We start from the raw sequence: 15,766 nt of genomic DNA, 5'->3' as shown, positions 1-15,766 counted from the left end.
CGATAGTGGCAATTAGATGGTGATCATATCAGGTTATCCCCGATTGACTTTTACGGGCTGTAGCAGATCCGGAGGTGCGGGTACGTAAGGGCGTGCGGGTCCCGGATGTTTTTGTTACGGCATTTGTCTGGCGAGACTGCCACTTCAGTACAGCGTAATGTTAAAGTGATATCAATGTCTGCGAATGGCCTTCATCGCTATTAAGGTCCGGCCTGTTTCAGCCGATAACAGGTTTAACAGACTCATCATGACCATTGCTTCTGGAGCTAAAATGGCAGGCATTCTCGACACAGTAGATCAACGCACACAGCTGGTGGGCGAGAATCGCCTGGAAATCCTCATGTTTCGCCTTGCCGGTCGGCAGTTGTTCGCGATCAACGTGTTCAAGGTCCAGGAAGTGCTGCAGCTACCGAAACTGACCCTCATGCCGCAACGTCACTCGTTTGTGTGCGGTGTGGTCAATCTGCGTGGCCAGACCCTGCCGGTGATCGACCTTTCCCAGGCCATCGGCATGCGTCCATTGGTGCCAGGGCCTGCCAGCACCATCATTGTGACCGAGTACAACCGCTCGGTTCAGGCGTTTCTGGTCGGTGGCGTGGACCGCATCGTCAACATGAACTGGGATGCCATCATGCCTCCGCCGGCCAGTGCCGGCCGCCAGCACTACCTGACCGCCATCAGCAAGGTCGATGACCAACTGGTGGAAATCATCGATGTCGAGAAAGTCCTTGCCGAGATCGTGCCCTACAACGCCAAGGTGTCCCGCGAGAAGCTCGAAGACCCGGTGCTGGAAAACGCACGTGGTCGTGAAGTGCTGCTGGTCGACGACTCGAAGGTCGCTCTGGCGCAGTTGCGCGATACGCTGTCCCAGCTGGGCCTGAAATTGCACGTGGCCAGCGACGGTCTCAAGGCACTGAATATGCTCAAGGGCTGGGCGGATGCCGGCGAGAACGTGCAAGAAAAACTGCTGATGGTGTTCACCGATGCTGAAATGCCGGAAATGGATGGCTACCGCCTGACCACCGAAATTCGCAACGATCCCCGTCTGCGGGCCTTGTACATCGTGCTGCACACCTCGTTGTCCGGAAGCTTCAACGAATCGATGGTCAAGAAGGTCGGCTGCGACAACTTCCTCTCCAAGTTTCAGCCCGACAAGCTGGTCGAGGTGGTGCGCGAGCGCTTGCTGATGATCGTCTGAAAACCGCTGGTCGCCTTTCCCGGATGCCTGCCGGATGCGCTTCGTATAAGCTTTGATGCTTGCATCAAAGCCCTGCGCGCCATTCAAAGGAACCGGCCCTCATGTTACGTCTCAGCTCGCTCTACCGTTATCCCCTCAAATCCTGCAAGTCTGAAAGCTTGCAGCGCGCGTCGTTTGATGCGTTGGGGCTGGCGGGGGACCGACGCTGGATGCTGGTCGATGAAAGCAATGGCCGATTCTTCACCCAGCGAGCGTTGCCACAGATGTCGCAGCTGTCGGTGTTGTGGAATGCCAGTGGCGGCGTCACGCTCTCGGCACCGGGTTTCGTGCCGCTCGACGTTGCTGTTCCTCTGGACGTCGAGGCCAGCCTGCGTGGCGTGACGGTCTGGCGTGACTCGCTGCAAGTGCCGGACGCTGGCGATGCGGCGGCCGAGTGGGTCAGCCGGTTGATCGGCAAGCCCACGCGCATGGTGTACATGCCTGTGGAGCGTGCGCGCAGGATGCCTGGCGGCTATGGTCGCGACGACGGGCAGGTCAATTTCGCCGATGGTTTTCCTTTGTTGTTGATTGGTCAGGGGTCGCTGGACGACTTGTCGGTCCGTCTCGGCAGGCCGATGGAAATGCAGCGCTTCAGGCCCAATCTGGTGATCGAGGGCGCCGAGGCGTTTGCGGAAGACCGCTGGAAGCGCATCCGGATCGGTGATATCGAATTCCGTCTGCTCAAACCCTGTGCGCGTTGCATCCTGACCACAATCGACCCGGCCACCGGCGAACGCAGCCCGGACCGCGAACCGTTCGCCACGCTCAAAACCTATCGGCAAGTGGAGGGCGATGTCTTGTTCGGCCAGAATATGGTCAACGAGGGGGCGGGAGAGCTGCACGTCGGGATGTCGGTGGAGGTGCTGGAATAAGCACGGCGTGCAAGGAGCAAGCACTCGGTCGAGCGCTTGCTCCCTCAGCGGGTCAGAGGTCGTCGAAAAACCGTTCGTGCCAGTCCACCAGTGGCTGGGGCGAGTTGAGCTTCTGGCCGTAGATCACTGAATACGACAGCACGTTTTGCACGTACTGACGGGTTTCATCGAACGGGATGCTTTCGACCCAGACGTCGAAAGCCAGGTGGTTGGCGCCTTTCAGCCATTGGCGCACGCGACCCGGCCCGGCGTTGTAGGCGGCGGAGGCGAGCACACGGTTGCCGTTGAACTGGGCATGCACCGAACTCAGGTAGGCTGCGCCCAACTGGATATTGGTGTCCGGGTCGAGCACCTGCTGAGGCGACGCGAGCGGGATACTGTACTTGCGTGCGGTTTCCTTGGCGGTCGCCGGCATCAGCTGCATCAACCCGGCGGCGCCGACGCCTGAACGGGCATCGTCCATGAACGCGCTTTCCTGGCGGGTAATGGCGAACACCCAGCTGGAGTGCAGGCCCCGTACCCTGGCTTCGCGCACCAGTGTGTCGCGGTGCGCCATCGGGAAGCGGATGTCCAGATCGTCCCAGTACTGCGCCTGGCTGATGGTGCGAATCGCCGGGAAATACCATTGCATGTCGTAGGCCAGTTTGGCCTGTGCGACCATTTCGTCGCGGTTGAACAGGCGGCTGACGTGATACCACTCGCGGCGTCCGTTGACGATCTCGCCACGGTCGTGAAACTCCAGCGCGCGCCGCACGCCCGGTGTGTTGCGGACTTTGTTGATCAACGCCTGACTGAGCACCAGCGGCTTGTTGTTGAGCTGATACGGGCTCTGAGTGCGGTCGGCCGCCAGGAATCCGTAGAAGTCACGCTCTTTGGCCACGTCCTTGTACAGCGCTGCGATCAGCGGGCTGTTGGGTTGAGCCAGCTCCAGCGAGCGGGCCTCCCAGTAGCGCCAGCGATTGGTCGCTGCCAGATCCTTCGGCAGTCGGCGCGCCAGCTCATAGGCGTCTTCCCAACGACCCAGACGCAGCAGCAGGCGCATGCGCCACTCGGTGACTGTGTCGTCGCGCAGCTCCGGATCGTATTTGGTCATGACCTCAAGCGCACGGTCATCGTAGCGGCGCGCGAGGGTGAGGCCGATTTCCTTGGCAATCTCGACCTGCTCTTCGCGCGAGAAGTGCATGGTTGCAGCGTAGCCATCGAGCATCGACAGGGCTTTCTGCGGGTCCTGTTTGGCGAGGCGGCGCAGGCCGAGGCCGACCACGTCGGACATGGCTTCATCCACCGGTACGAACTGCGATGGGTTGTTGACCATCTCCGGCTTCTGGGCGACGGCCAGCAGCAGGCGTCCTTGCGGGGCCAGCGAGTTGAGGCTGTTGACCAGCGTGTTGGTCAGGCTGTAATTGCGTGCCTGCGCCGCCAGTTTGGCGCGCTGCCAGCGTTTTTGTTCGGTCAGTTGGCCGGCTGCGGCCCATTGGGCGAAAAATCCGTCACACGCTGCCGGCAGTGTCTTGCCGGTCATCCAGAGTTTTTCAGCGCTGGCATAGCCTTCGGCGCGCTTGTTGTTGTTCAGCTGATACTGCCCGTACAGGCAGTCCAGTTCGACAAACTTCATCTTCGGGTCGTAATACTTGACGAAGGGTTGCCAGTCGCCTCGCTCGGCGAGCCAGCGCAACCAGCGCAGCTTCATCCAGTTGGCCTGAGGCAGGTCGCCATGTTCGGCAAGAAACTTCTCGATCTCGGCATTGCTTGCCGTTTTCAGGCGCGCTGTCAGCTCGTCGTATTCAAGATACGGTTCCAGCGGATAGTCGGCCAATGCCGTGCTGTACATCTGGTAAGGGCCAGAATCGCCTTTGGCCAGTGCGCGCTTGGCTTCGTCGTAATACTTGCGCTGTTGGTTGAGGTCTGCCGCATGAGCAGTCTGGACGGCGGTGGCGGAGAGGAGCAGGCACGATAAAAGGCTGAGCAAACGACTGCGCATGAGACTTCCGAACAGATGAATCGGTGAAAAGTAGGGCTAGCTTAGCCTTTTGCCAGCTATTGGTGAAAGCATTGCCGACACGCCGGACTCATGTCGACATAATTGCCCGTTATAAAGGTGGCTTTGATGTCGGCACGGGCGCCATGAATGCCGACATCCGCATGCTATCTCAGGTAGAATGCGCGCCCGGTTTTTGGAGAAGCTCATGACCCTGCTCAAATTCAGCGATGTGTCCCTTGCCTTCGGCGCCATGCCGTTACTGGACAAGGTGTCCTGGCAGATCGCCCGTGGCGAGCGGGTGTGCATCATCGGCCGTAACGGCACAGGTAAATCCAGCATGTTGAAGCTGGTAAAAGGCGTTCAAAAGCCTGATGACGGCGCTGTCTGGCGCGCACCCGGCCTCAAGATCGGCGAATTGCCCCAGGAATTGCCCGTAGCCGACGGACGGACAGTGTTCGACGTGGTTGCCGAAGGCCTCGATGGCGTCGGTGCCTTGCTCGCCGAATACCACCATCTGGCGCAGAACTGCGTCACCGAAGAAGACCTGAACAAGCTGATGCACGTTCAGCAAGACCTCGAAGCCCGTGATGGCTGGCGCTTGCAGCAACTGGTCGACAGCACGCTGAGCCGTCTGCAACTGCCTGCCGACAAGACGCTCGCCGAGCTGTCCGGTGGCTGGCGTCGTCGCGTTCTGCTGGCTCAGGCGCTGGTTTCCGAGCCGGACCTGTTGCTGCTCGACGAGCCGACCAACCACCTGGACATCGGCGCCATCGCCTGGCTTGAAGAAGCCCTCAAGGAATTCCAGGGCGCGGTGCTGTTCATCACGCACGACCGGGCATTCCTGCAAAACCTCGCGACCCGCATTCTGGAGCTGGACCGCGGCGGCCTGATCGACTGGAACGGCGACTACGCCAGCTTCCTGGTACACAAGGAAGCCGCGCTGGCAGCCGAAGAGACCGCCAACGCGCTCTTCGACAAGCGTCTGGCTCAGGAAGAAGTCTGGATCCGTCAGGGCATCAAGGCCCGCCGCACCCGTAACGAAGGTCGTGTGCGTGCGCTCAAGGAACTCCGTGTAGAACGCAGCGAGCGTCGTGAACGTACCGGCAAGGCCAATATCCAGCTGGACACCGCCGAGAAGTCCGGCAAGCAGGTCATGATCCTGGAAAACGTCAGCTTCGCTCACCCGGGCGGGCCGACCCTGATCAAGGACTTTTCCATGGTCCTGCAGCGCGAGGACCGTATCGGTCTGCTCGGCGCCAACGGTACCGGCAAGACCACGCTGCTCAAGCTGATGCTCGACAACCTGCAACCTACGGCCGGCAAGGTGGAAGTGGGTACGCGTCTGGACGTCGCCTATTTCGACCAGTTGCGTCACCAGCTCGACCTGGAAAAGACTGTCATCGACAACGTTGCCGAAGGCCGTGACTTCATCGACATCGATGGCCAGAGCCGTCATGTACTGAGTTACCTCGGTGACTTCCTGTTCAGCCCGCAGCGTGCCCGCACGCCGGTCAAGGCGCTTTCCGGCGGCGAGCGCGCCCGTCTGTTGCTGGCCAAGCTGTTCAGCAAGCCGGCCAACCTGCTGGTACTCGACGAACCGACCAACGACCTGGACGTGGAAACCCTGGAGCTGCTCGAAGAAGTGCTGCTGACCTTCAAGGGTACGGTTCTGATGGTCAGTCACGACCGGGCATTTCTCGACAACGTCGTCACCAGCACGCTGGTGTTCGAAGGCGAGGGCAAGGTCCGCGAGTACGTGGGTGGTTATCAGGACTGGCTGCGTCAGGGCGGTTCGCCGCGTCTGCTGGGCGTTGCCGACACCAAGTCCGGCAAGGCCGAACTGGCCAGTGCCGTCGTGCAGGCAGCGCCGGTCGCGGCTCAGGACATGCCGGTCGCGAAGAAGAAGCTCAGCTACAAGCTTCAGCGCGAGCTGGAGGCGTTGCCTGCGCAGATCGATGAAGTGGAAGGGAAGATGGCTGCCCTTAACGCCGAAATGGCCGAGCCGGGCTTCTATCAGCGCTCGTCCGAGCAGACGGCGGCAGTGCTTGCCCAACTGGAAAACCTGCAGGCCGAGCTGGACAAGCTGCTGGAGCGTTGGGCTGAGCTGGACGAGTGATCGTCTGATTCGCCCATGACACACAGAAAAGCCCGGGTCACCGGGCTTTTTTATGTGGCGGGTCCTGATTACTCCGGCTTGCGGGCATCCGCTTTCTTGAGGCTCACTGCCAGTACATCGCAAGGGGCACCGTGCAGAACGTCGTTGGCTGTGGAGCCCAGCAGCAATGCCAGGCCGTGCCGGCCATGGCTGCCGACGACAATGAGGTCACATGCCTTGTTCTTGGCCAACTGGTGGATTTCCTGGCGCGGCTGACCATAGGCCAGATGGCTTTCACCCTCGGTGATGTCCAGGTCCTTGTGCTTGTCCTGTACCTTCCTGAGCTTTTCCTTGGCCTGGTCGAATTGCTGCTGCTGCAATTGCGACAGGTCCATTGGCACATCGCCGCCGAAGGCCATCGCCATAGGCTCGACGATATGCACGATCGACAACTTCGCGTTGCTGGCTTTTGCCAGCATGCTGGCGCGGCGGATGACCGGATCACACTCATCAGTGAGGTCAATGGCAACCAGAATGTGTTTGTAAGGCATGAGCGTGTCCTCCGGGAAAATTGCGATGATGGGAGTATGGCTCTTTCACGCGCATCTGGGCAGACCCTTGTGCAAGTCATTGTTTTTGAATTGTTATGCAAGCCTGAAAGCGGGCGAGGGCAAGAAATATGACGGTCTGGATAGTCCTGTCCATCATCGGGGTGATGTTGAGCCCGCTGGTATGGCTGCGTCCATCGCGCCATCAAAGCGGCAGAATGGCATTGCGTATGGAGGCGCGACGTCTCGGCATGGGCATGCAGCTGGCGCCTCAGGAGTGGCCGCACTGGTTGTCGAAAGAGCCGCCCAGCCCCTGCGCCCAGTACCATCGACCGCGTCTGGGGTCACACGCTGACGCCTGGGCGTACTGGCAGAGCGAGCCAGGCGTGTGGCGCAATCGCTGGCGCGAAGCCTGCGAAGATGAGCGTCTACTGCCCCACCTGGCGACGCTGCCCGCTGATGCCTTCAAGGTCGAAGCTGACGGGCAACTGATCGCGGTGTACTGGGCCGAGCGGGGCGAGTCCGAGGTCCTGCAACGTATCGATGCGGTTCTCAAGGCGCTGGCCTGACCGAATCGCAGGCAATAAAAAGCCCGATAACAACATCGGGCCGGGGTTGGCCAGGCAGGCCGATAATTCGTCGCGTGCCGACATGCTTTCATTGCCATGTCGGCCATCGCTGTTGCGCACCCGCAAATCAGCTGCATTGCGAGCCTCTTGTGGCGCAGTCTTGCGACTCTAGACCTTTTGCTTCTTTTTGTCGCGATTCCTGACAATATTTTTGTCTGTGCTTCGCCGTGGTGCATTTCAGCCTGCACTCACCAGCGGCATCACCCGCACTATCAGTCCGGCGAATGATGGTGGATCCGACGCAGTCGCGCGCATTATGGAAAGGTCGAATATTCTGCCAAACCGGCAACACTCATGAGTGTTTTGTCGAATTGACAATCGCCCGATTTTGCCCGATGGTGTGCGTACCCAAATCAAACGGGCGTATGAAATGAGCGTTTGGTCGTCAGACGGCTCTTACAGAATCCTGACTACCACGTCGCAGCGGTTATACGAGCGATTTGGCGTGTTCATCGACGGCGACGTCGTAGCCTCGTCGGGCATCAATGCCCGGCGGGTATTGTTCAGCTTCCATATTGTGGAGATCAGTTGATGATTTACGAAGGTAAAGCCATCACGGTTAAGGCTCTTGAAAGTGGCATTGTCGAATTGAATTTCGACCTCAAGGGTGAGTCCGTCAACAAGTTCAACCGCCTCACCCTCAACGAACTGCGCCAGGCCGTCGATGCCCTCAAGGCAGACGCTTCGGTCAAGGGCGTGATTGTCACCAGCGGCAAGGATTCGTTCATTGTCGGCGCCGACATCACCGAGTTCGTCGACAACTTCAAGTTGCCGGAAGCCGAACTGGTCGCGGGCAATCTGGAAGCCAACAGGATTTTCAGCGATTTCGAAGATCTGGGCGTGCCCACCGTCGTCGCCATCAACGGCATCGCGTTGGGTGGTGGCCTGGAAATGTGTCTGGCTGCCGATTATCGGGTCATCGCCAGCAGCGCTCGCATCGGCCTGCCGGAAGTCAAACTGGGCCTGTACCCGGGTTTCGGCGGCACTGTGCGCCTGCCGCGTATCATCGGTGCCGACAACGCGATCGAATGGATTGCCTCGGGCAAGGAAAACGCAGCAGAAGACGCATTGAAAGTAGGTGCCGTCGACGCAGTGGTTGCCCCTGACAAGCTTCAGGCCGCCGCCCTTGACCTGATACAGCGCGCCATTTCCGGCGAGTTCGATTACAAGGCCAAGCGCCAGCCCAAGCTGGACAAGCTCAAACTCAACGCTATCGAGCAGATGATGGCGTTCGAAACAGCCAAGGGCTTTGTAGCCGGTCAGGCCGGGCCGAATTATCCAGCGCCTGTCGAAGCCATCAAGACCATTCAGAAAGCCGCCAACTTCGGTCGTGACAAGGCGCTTGAAGTCGAGGCTGCCGGCTTCGTGAAAATGGCCAAGACGTCCGCAGCCCACAGCCTGATCGGCCTGTTTCTGAACGATCAGGAGCTGAAAAAGAAAGCCAAGGGCTACGATGAAGTGGCGCGTGACGTGAAACAGGCCGCCGTGCTGGGCGCCGGGATCATGGGCGGCGGCATTGCTTACCAGTCGGCCGTCAAAGGCACGCCGATCCTGATGAAGGATATCCGTGAAGAGGCTATTCAACTGGGCCTGAACGAAGCGTCCAAACTGCTGGGCGGTCGTCTGGAAAAAGGCCGTCTGACGGCAGCGAAGATGGCTGAAGCGCTGAATGCGATTCGTCCTACGCTGTCCTATGGCGATTTCGGCAATGTCGATCTGGTGGTCGAAGCCGTCGTCGAAAACCCTAAAGTGAAGCAGGCCGTGCTGGCTGAAGTCGAAGCCAACGTGGGTGAGAACACCATCCTGGCGTCCAACACGTCCACCATTTCGATCAGCCTGCTGGCCCAGGCGCTCAAGCGTCCGGAAAACTTTGTCGGCATGCACTTTTTCAACCCGGTACACATGATGCCGCTGGTTGAAGTGATTCGTGGCGAAAAGTCCAGTGAGGAAGCGGTTGCAACCACCGTGGCCTACGCCAAGAAAATGGGCAAGAACCCGATCGTGGTCAATGATTGCCCGGGCTTCCTGGTCAACCGTGTGTTGTTCCCGTATTTCGGCGGCTTCGCCAGGCTGGTCAGCGCAGGCGTGGATTTCGTGCGCATCGACAAGGTCATGGAGAAGTTCGGCTGGCCTATGGGCCCTGCCTACCTGATGGACGTGGTCGGTATCGACACCGGTCACCACGGCCGTGACGTCATGGCTGAAGGTTTTCCGGACCGCATGAAGGACGACCGTCGCTCGGCCATCGACGCGCTTTACGAAGCCAACCGTCTGGGCCAGAAGAACGGCAAGGGGTTCTACGCCTACGAGACCGACAAGAAGGGCAAGCCGAAGAAGGTCAACGACCCGGCTGTGCTCGATGTGCTCAAGCCGATTGTCTACGAGCAGCGTGAAGTGACGGATGAAGACATCATCAACTGGATGATGATCCCGCTCTGCCTGGAAACCGTTCGCTGCCTGGAAGACGGCATCGTCGAAACCGCTGCCGAAGCCGATATGGGCCTGATCTACGGCATTGGTTTCCCTCCGTTCCGTGGTGGTGCGCTGCGTTACATCGATTCCATCGGTGTTGCCGAATTCGTTGCCCTGGCTGACCGATATGCCGAGCTGGGTGCCCTGTATCAACCGACCGCGAAGCTGCGTGAGATGGCCCGTAATGGCCAGAGCTTCTTCGGTCAAGCGTCTTCCGAGGTATGAACGTATGAGCCTTAATCCAAGAGACGTCGTGATTGTCGACTTCGGTCGCACCCCGATGGGCCGCTCCAAGGGCGGCATGCACCGCAATACCCGCGCCGAAGACATGTCCGCGCATCTGATCAGCAAGTTGTTGGAACGCAATAACAAAGTCGACCCGGCGGAAGTCGAAGACGTGATATGGGGCTGCGTCAACCAGACCCTGGAGCAGGGCTGGAACATCGCACGCATGGCGTCGCTGCTGACTCAGATCCCGCACACGTCGGCTGCCCAGACCGTAAGCCGTCTTTGCGGCTCGTCCATGAGCGCACTGCACACCGCTGCGCAGGCAATCATGACCAACAATGGCGATGTGTTCGTCATTGGCGGCGTGGAGCACATGGGCCACGTCAGCATGATGCACGGTGTAGACCCCAATCCTCATATGTCGCTGTATGCCGCCAAGGCTTCAGGGATGATGGGGCTGACCGCCGAAATGCTGGGCAAGATGCACGGCATTACGCGCGAGCAACAGGATGCGTTCGGTCTGCGCTCTCACCAGCTTGCTCACAAGGCAACGCTGGAGGGCAAGTTCAAGGACGAGATCATCCCGATGCAGGGTTATGACGAGAACGGCTTCCTCAAGGTCTTCGACTACGATGAAACCATTCGTCCGGACACCACCCTGGAAAGCCTGGCGGCCCTCAAGCCTGCCTTCAATCCGAAAGGTGGCACCGTGACTGCCGGTACGTCTTCGCAGATTACCGACGGTGCGTCATGCATGATCGTCATGTCCGCCCAGCGCGCTCAGGACCTGGGCATTCAGCCGCTGGCCGTGATTCGTTCGATGGCGGTGGCCGGTGTCGACCCCGCAATCATGGGCTATGGTCCGGTTCCGGCGACTCAGAAAGCGCTCAAGCGCGCGGGCCTGGGCATTGCCGATATCGACTTCTTCGAGCTCAACGAAGCGTTCGCTGCACAAGCCTTGCCGGTGCTTAAAGACTTGAAAGTACTCGACAAGATGAATGAGAAGGTTAATCTGCACGGCGGCGCCATTGCACTGGGTCACCCGTTTGGGTGTTCCGGTGCGCGCATCTCCGGCACCTTGCTCAATGTCATGAAGCAGAATGGCGGCACGTTTGGCGTGTCCACCATGTGTATCGGTCTGGGTCAGGGCATCGCGACCGTTTTCGAACGCGTCTGATTCCTGAGCATGATGCAAGCCGGGGCTCGGTGCCCCGGCTTTTTGTTTTTTGGAAAAAACAGTTTTTTAACCAAATGTTTTGAACGTGTTACAAGAGGACCGCAGCATGCCGTTGAAACCAGGGCTCTATCGCCATTACAAGGGGCCGCAGTACCGGGTTTTCAGTGTTGCCAGGCATTCCGAAACCGAAGAAGAAGTCGTGTTCTATCAGGCGTTGTACGGCGATTTCGGCATGTGGGTTCGTCCCTTGAGCATGTTTCTGGAGTCGGTCGAGGTTGACGGCGAGCACGTCCCGCGCTTTGCTTTGGTTGAGGCTGAACCGAGTCTGTTTTCCCGAACGTGAGACGGAATGGCACAACAGGCTGTGCTTGACCTCACCTTGTAGCCACTATATACAGCGTGGCCTTTACAAGCTCCTCACTGTCTTTCATCTAGTATTCAGGAATTTTCTGATCCATGGGCAAATCGCTGGTCATCGTGGAATCCCCGGCTAAGGCCAAGACCATCAACAAGTATTTGGGCAACCAGTACGTGGTGAAGTCGAGTATCGGCCATATCCGAGACCTGCCCACCAGCGGTTCGGCTAGTGCTGCCAAAGACCCTGCCGCCAAGCGCGGCAAGGCCGCTGCGGGCGAAGGCCCGGTACTGACGCCGAAAGAAAAGGCTCAGCGCCAGTTGGTCTCGCGCATGGGCGTCGACCCGGAACACGGCTGGAAAGCCAAGTACGAGATCCTTCCCGGCAAGGAGAAGGTCATCGAAGAGCTGCGCAAGCTCGCCAAGGATGCCGACACCATCTATCTCGCGACGGACTTGGACCGCGAAGGGGAAGCCATTGCCTGGCACCTGCGCGAAGCCATCGGCGGGGATGACAGTCGTTACAAGCGCGTGGTGTTCAACGAAATCACCAAGAAGGCCATCCAGGAAGCGTTTTCCAAACCGGGCGAGCTGGATATCGCACGGGTCAACGCCCAGCAGGCGCGTCGTTTTCTTGACCGCGTTGTGGGCTACATGGTTTCGCCACTGTTGTGGCAGAAAGTCGCTCGCGGCTTGTCTGCCGGCCGTGTGCAGTCGGTTGCGGTGAAGCTGGTCGTGGAGCGTGAGCGCGAGATTCGCGCTTTCAATCCCGAAGAGTATTGGGAAATCCACGCGGACCTGGGCACCGCAAAGGGCGCCAACGTGCGCTTTGAAGTGGCGCGTGAAAAAGGTGAAGCGTTCAAGCCGCTGAACGAAGCCCAGGCAATGGCCGCGCTGGAAAAGCTCAAAGCGTCCAGCTACAGCATCGTCAAGCGTGAAGACAAGCCGACCAGCAGCAAGCCATCGGCACCGTTCATCACCTCCACTTTGCAACAGGCCGCCAGCAACCGTCTGGGCTTCGGTGTGAAGAAGACCATGATGATGGCGCAGCGCTTGTACGAAGCGGGCTACATCACTTACATGCGTACCGACTCGACCAACCTGTCGGCTGATGCGGTCAGCATGGCGCGCGACTATATCGAAACCGAGTTCGGCAAGAAGTACCTGCCGGAAGCGCCGAACGTCTACAGCAGCAAGGAAGGCGCGCAAGAGGCGCACGAAGCGATTCGACCTTCCGACGTCAACACCCATCCGTCCAAGCTGACCGGCATGGAACGTGATGCCGAGCGTCTTTACGAATTGATCTGGCGCCAGTTCGTGGCCTGCCAGATGCTGCCGGCGCAATACCTGTCGACCACCGTTACCGTTGCCGCTAGCGATTTCGAACTGCGTGCCAAGGGCCGTATTCTGAAATTCGACGGTTACACCCGCGCGTTGCCGCAAATGGCCAAGCCAGGCGATGACGACGTTCTGCCGGACATGGCACAGGGCGAAGTCCTGAAGCTGAACAAGCTTGACCCGAGCCAGCATTTCACCAAGCCGCCAGCGCGTTACTCCGAAGCCAGTCTGGTCAAGGAAATGGAAAAACGCGGTATCGGTCGGCCGTCGACCTACGCAGCGATCATTTCGACCATTCAGGACCGTGGCTACGTGGCGTTGCATAACCGCCGCTTCTACTCGGAAAAAATGGGCGATATCGTCACCGGGCGTTTGTCCGAGAGCTTCTCCAACCTGATGGACTACGGTTTTACTGCCGGGATGGAAGAAAATCTCGACGACGTGGCCAAGGGGCAGCGTGACTGGAAAAACGTGCTGGACGAGTTCTACGGTGATTTCCGCAAGAAGCTGGAAGTCGCCGAAGCACCGGACAGTGGCATGCGTGCCAACCAGCCGGTGATGACCGATATCCCGTGCAAGGTCTGTGGCCGGCCGATGCAGATTCGCACGGCTTCGACGGGCGTGTTTCTCGGTTGCTCGGGCTACAGCCTGCCACCCAAAGAGCGCTGCAAGGCGACGGTCAACCTGACGCCCGGTGACGAGATTGCCGACGACGACGAGGGTGAGTCCGAGTCGCGCGTGCTGCGCGGCAAGCATCGCTGCCCGATCTGCAGCACGGCGATGGACGCTTACCTGCTCGATGAAAAGCACAAGTTGCACATCTGCGGCAACAACCCGGATTGCACGGGTTACGAGATCGAGGAAGGCACCTACCGGATCAAGGGTTATGAAGGCCCGAGCCTGGAATGTGACAAGTGCGGCAGCGAAATGCAGCTCAAGACCGGCCGTTTCGGTAAGTTCTTCGGCTGTACCAACGCCGAGTGCAAGAACACTCGCAAGTTGCTGAAAAGCGGCGATGCGGCACCGCCGAAAATGGACCCGGTGAAGATGCCGGAGCTCAAGTGCGACAAAGTTGACGACACATACATTCTGCGTGACGGTGCTTCGGGTCTGTTCCTGGCTGCCAGCCAGTTTCCGAAAAACCGTGAAACCCGCGCACCGCTGGTCGCCGAGATCGCGCCGCACAAAGACGAAATCGATCCCAAGTACCACTTCCTGTGCGAAGCGCCGAAAAAGGATCCGGACGGTCGTCCGACCGTGATCCGCTACAGTCGCAAGACCAAAGAGCAATACGTCCAGACTGAAGTGGAAGGCAAGCCCACCGGCTGGCGTGCGTTCTACGACGGTAGCGCCTGGAAGGTCGAAGACAAGCGTTGATCGCACGTGTCCGGCTCCATCGAGCCGGACACCGTTTTCACCAGGCTCGGGCCTCTTCACCCGGGTTATCCTCGCGTCGCAGGCTATGCTGGTCTTGTCCCATTGTTATGGAGGGTTTCGTCATGGCTCATGAGCTCTATACCCGTACCAACCAGAAGATCTATTTCGCCGGGCTTGCGCTCGAAGCGCTGGGCCGGGCAGAGAAGGGGCAGGCGGTGAACTCCCCGGCGCTGTTGCAGGCCGAGCGTGAGTCTGCGCTGTTTCATCTGTACGGCGCACTGCTGGGTCTGTGCCACGAAATAGCCGGGTTCTATCGGCTGCCACAGGCAAACGCGCGTCGCGCCGAAGAGTTGCTGACTCAGGAAGTGCTGGACGCCATCGCGATTCCCGAAATGGCGGAACTGGTCGAGCTGGCTCAGCATCGCCAGACCTGGCTGGCGCAGTTGCTGGCCGCTTATAACGCGCTGTTTGAACCGCCACGTGCGCCTAAAAAGCCCAAGGGCGATGTCACGCAGCCGTTGATACAGGCTGTGAACCTGGACGCTGAGCCGGAGTCTGAATTGACACGTGAAGCGCTTGAAAACTGGCGTCAGCAACTCAAAGGGTTGGCAATCCGCTTTCGTGAAGGCTTGAGCGAGTGCTGAAAACCAATGAAGTACGGGCCGGCAGGCTGTTACAATGCCCGCCTATTGCGGAGTAACTGTACCAATGCCTACCTCTTTTCTGGAAATTGTCGAATTACCTGACGGGCGTATCGAGCTGCGTCGTGCCGATGACGAAGGTTCTCTGGTGACGCTTGATTTTTCTGCGGATGCCAAAGCGTTCATGCAGGGCCAGCATGTCGAAGTCGCCAAAGCGATGCTGAGTGTGGGCGTGCAAATGGCTGGGCGTCTGGCCGAAGGTGACGTCGAGAAGGATGACGGCCCTCACGTTTTGCATTGACCGTTGAGACGCTGAAAAACGACCCGGCAACGTTGACCGGGCATTTCAGCCCAGTCGGATGTTGAGGCTCTGCGCTTCGCCGATTTTCGCTGCACTGATCAATTGCTGGCGCGCCGATGTGCCAAGCGGGTTGATCCAGCTCACCACCGTATGACTACGCCCCAATCGAAGTGCCTCACGGGTCAGTTCCAGCACACTCTGCGTGCCACGAGGTTGCAGCAGCAGGATTCGTTCCCGGTTCAGCCCCGCATCACGCAGCCACGCTTGAGTCAGGCTCGAAGGAGGCGCGATCAGTGTCAGCCAGCGGGCGTCTGTTTCTTCGCTCAGCTCCCGAAGGATGGGAGCCAGCAGGTTCAGGCAGTTCCCGGCGGCGCCGCGCAAAGACAGTTCACTGAAAACTTCTGGCTCGTGGCTCCAGGGCGTTTCGATTGCATCTGTGAGCAGCGGCGCGATGGGCTGAGCCAGAAACGCCTCGAACAGTGGCAATTGCGAATGCGGTGCTTGATGGAACTGCAT

13 protein-coding genes are annotated in these 15,766 nt (G+C 59.2%); 10 read left to right on the top strand and 3 right to left on the bottom strand.

Annotated features, from left to right (window positions below; translation table 11 throughout):
* Positions 1–271: 271 nt before the first annotated feature.
* Positions 272–1,198 carry a chemotaxis protein CheV gene (locus BW686_RS05750; protein WP_084915257.1) on the top strand — a complete coding sequence of 309 codons (927 nt, stop codon included), beginning with the start codon at positions 272–274 and terminating at the stop codon, positions 1,196–1,198.
* A gap of 101 nt (positions 1,199–1,299) precedes the next feature.
* Complete coding sequence (locus BW686_RS05745; protein ID WP_084915256.1) at positions 1,300–2,109, top strand: MOSC domain-containing protein; 810 nt, start codon at positions 1,300–1,302, stop codon at positions 2,107–2,109.
* A 52-nt stretch (positions 2,110–2,161) separates the two neighbouring features.
* Here BW686_RS05745 and BW686_RS05740 read toward each other — a convergent pair whose 3' ends face one another.
* Positions 2,162–4,090 (bottom strand): transglycosylase SLT domain-containing protein, encoded by a 1,929-nt coding sequence (locus BW686_RS05740; protein WP_084915254.1) that lies wholly within the window; start codon positions 4,088–4,090, stop codon positions 2,162–2,164.
* Between the two features lie 205 nt (positions 4,091–4,295).
* Between BW686_RS05740 and BW686_RS05735 the strand changes: the two genes are divergently transcribed.
* Positions 4,296–6,206, top strand: a complete 1,911-nt coding sequence (locus BW686_RS05735) for an ATP-binding cassette domain-containing protein (RefSeq protein WP_084915637.1) — start codon at positions 4,296–4,298, stop codon at positions 6,204–6,206.
* A gap of 68 nt (positions 6,207–6,274) precedes the next feature.
* Here the strand turns inward: BW686_RS05735 and BW686_RS05730 are convergent, their stop codons facing one another.
* Positions 6,275–6,736 (bottom strand): universal stress protein, encoded by a 462-nt coding sequence (locus BW686_RS05730; RefSeq protein WP_084915252.1) that lies wholly within the window; start codon positions 6,734–6,736, stop codon positions 6,275–6,277.
* Positions 6,737–6,864: 128 nt separating this feature from the next.
* On the opposite strand from BW686_RS05730, the gene BW686_RS05725 reads away from it, so the two are divergent.
* The 7 genes from BW686_RS05725 to BW686_RS05680 all read left to right on the top strand — a co-directional run bounded on the left by BW686_RS05725 (position 6,865) and on the right by BW686_RS05680 (position 15,250).
* Entirely contained in the window at positions 6,865–7,302 is a 438-nt protein-coding gene (locus tag BW686_RS05725; protein WP_084915250.1) for a hypothetical protein, read from the top strand.
* Between the two features lie 591 nt (positions 7,303–7,893).
* Positions 7,894–10,059 (top strand): fatty acid oxidation complex subunit alpha FadB, encoded by a 2,166-nt coding sequence (gene fadB / locus BW686_RS05705; RefSeq protein WP_084915244.1) that lies wholly within the window; start codon positions 7,894–7,896, stop codon positions 10,057–10,059.
* Between the two features lie 4 nt (positions 10,060–10,063).
* On the top strand, positions 10,064–11,239 hold the full coding sequence (gene fadA, locus BW686_RS05700; RefSeq protein ID WP_084915242.1) for an acetyl-CoA C-acyltransferase FadA: 1,176 nt from the start codon (positions 10,064–10,066) through the stop codon (positions 11,237–11,239).
* Positions 11,240–11,345: 106 nt separating this feature from the next.
* The gene (locus tag BW686_RS05695; RefSeq protein ID WP_084915240.1) at positions 11,346–11,582 is read left to right on the top strand and encodes a DUF1653 domain-containing protein; all 237 of its coding nucleotides are present in this window, start codon (positions 11,346–11,348) and stop codon (positions 11,580–11,582) included.
* Between the two features lie 113 nt (positions 11,583–11,695).
* Positions 11,696–14,308, top strand: a complete 2,613-nt coding sequence (gene topA, locus BW686_RS05690; protein ID WP_084915238.1) for a type I DNA topoisomerase — start codon at positions 11,696–11,698, stop codon at positions 14,306–14,308.
* A gap of 122 nt (positions 14,309–14,430) precedes the next feature.
* Entirely contained in the window at positions 14,431–14,952 is a 522-nt protein-coding gene (locus BW686_RS05685) for a DUF6586 family protein (protein WP_084915236.1), read from the top strand.
* A 64-nt stretch (positions 14,953–15,016) separates the two neighbouring features.
* Positions 15,017–15,250 (top strand): hypothetical protein, encoded by a 234-nt coding sequence (locus tag BW686_RS05680; protein ID WP_084915234.1) that lies wholly within the window; start codon positions 15,017–15,019, stop codon positions 15,248–15,250.
* Positions 15,251–15,295: 45 nt separating this feature from the next.
* Here BW686_RS05680 and sulA read toward each other — a convergent pair whose 3' ends face one another.
* Positions 15,296–15,766, bottom strand: a complete 471-nt coding sequence (gene sulA, locus BW686_RS05675) for an SOS-induced cell division inhibitor SulA (RefSeq protein ID WP_084915232.1) — start codon at positions 15,764–15,766, stop codon at positions 15,296–15,298.

It is taken from the genome of Pseudomonas syringae (genome assembly GCF_002157375.1).
In the GTDB taxonomy this organism is placed as follows: Bacteria; Pseudomonadota; Gammaproteobacteria; order Pseudomonadales; family Pseudomonadaceae; genus Aquipseudomonas; species Aquipseudomonas syringae_T.
The sequence above is the reverse complement of the archived record's forward strand: the minus strand, read 5'-3'. Positions and strand labels throughout refer to the sequence as shown.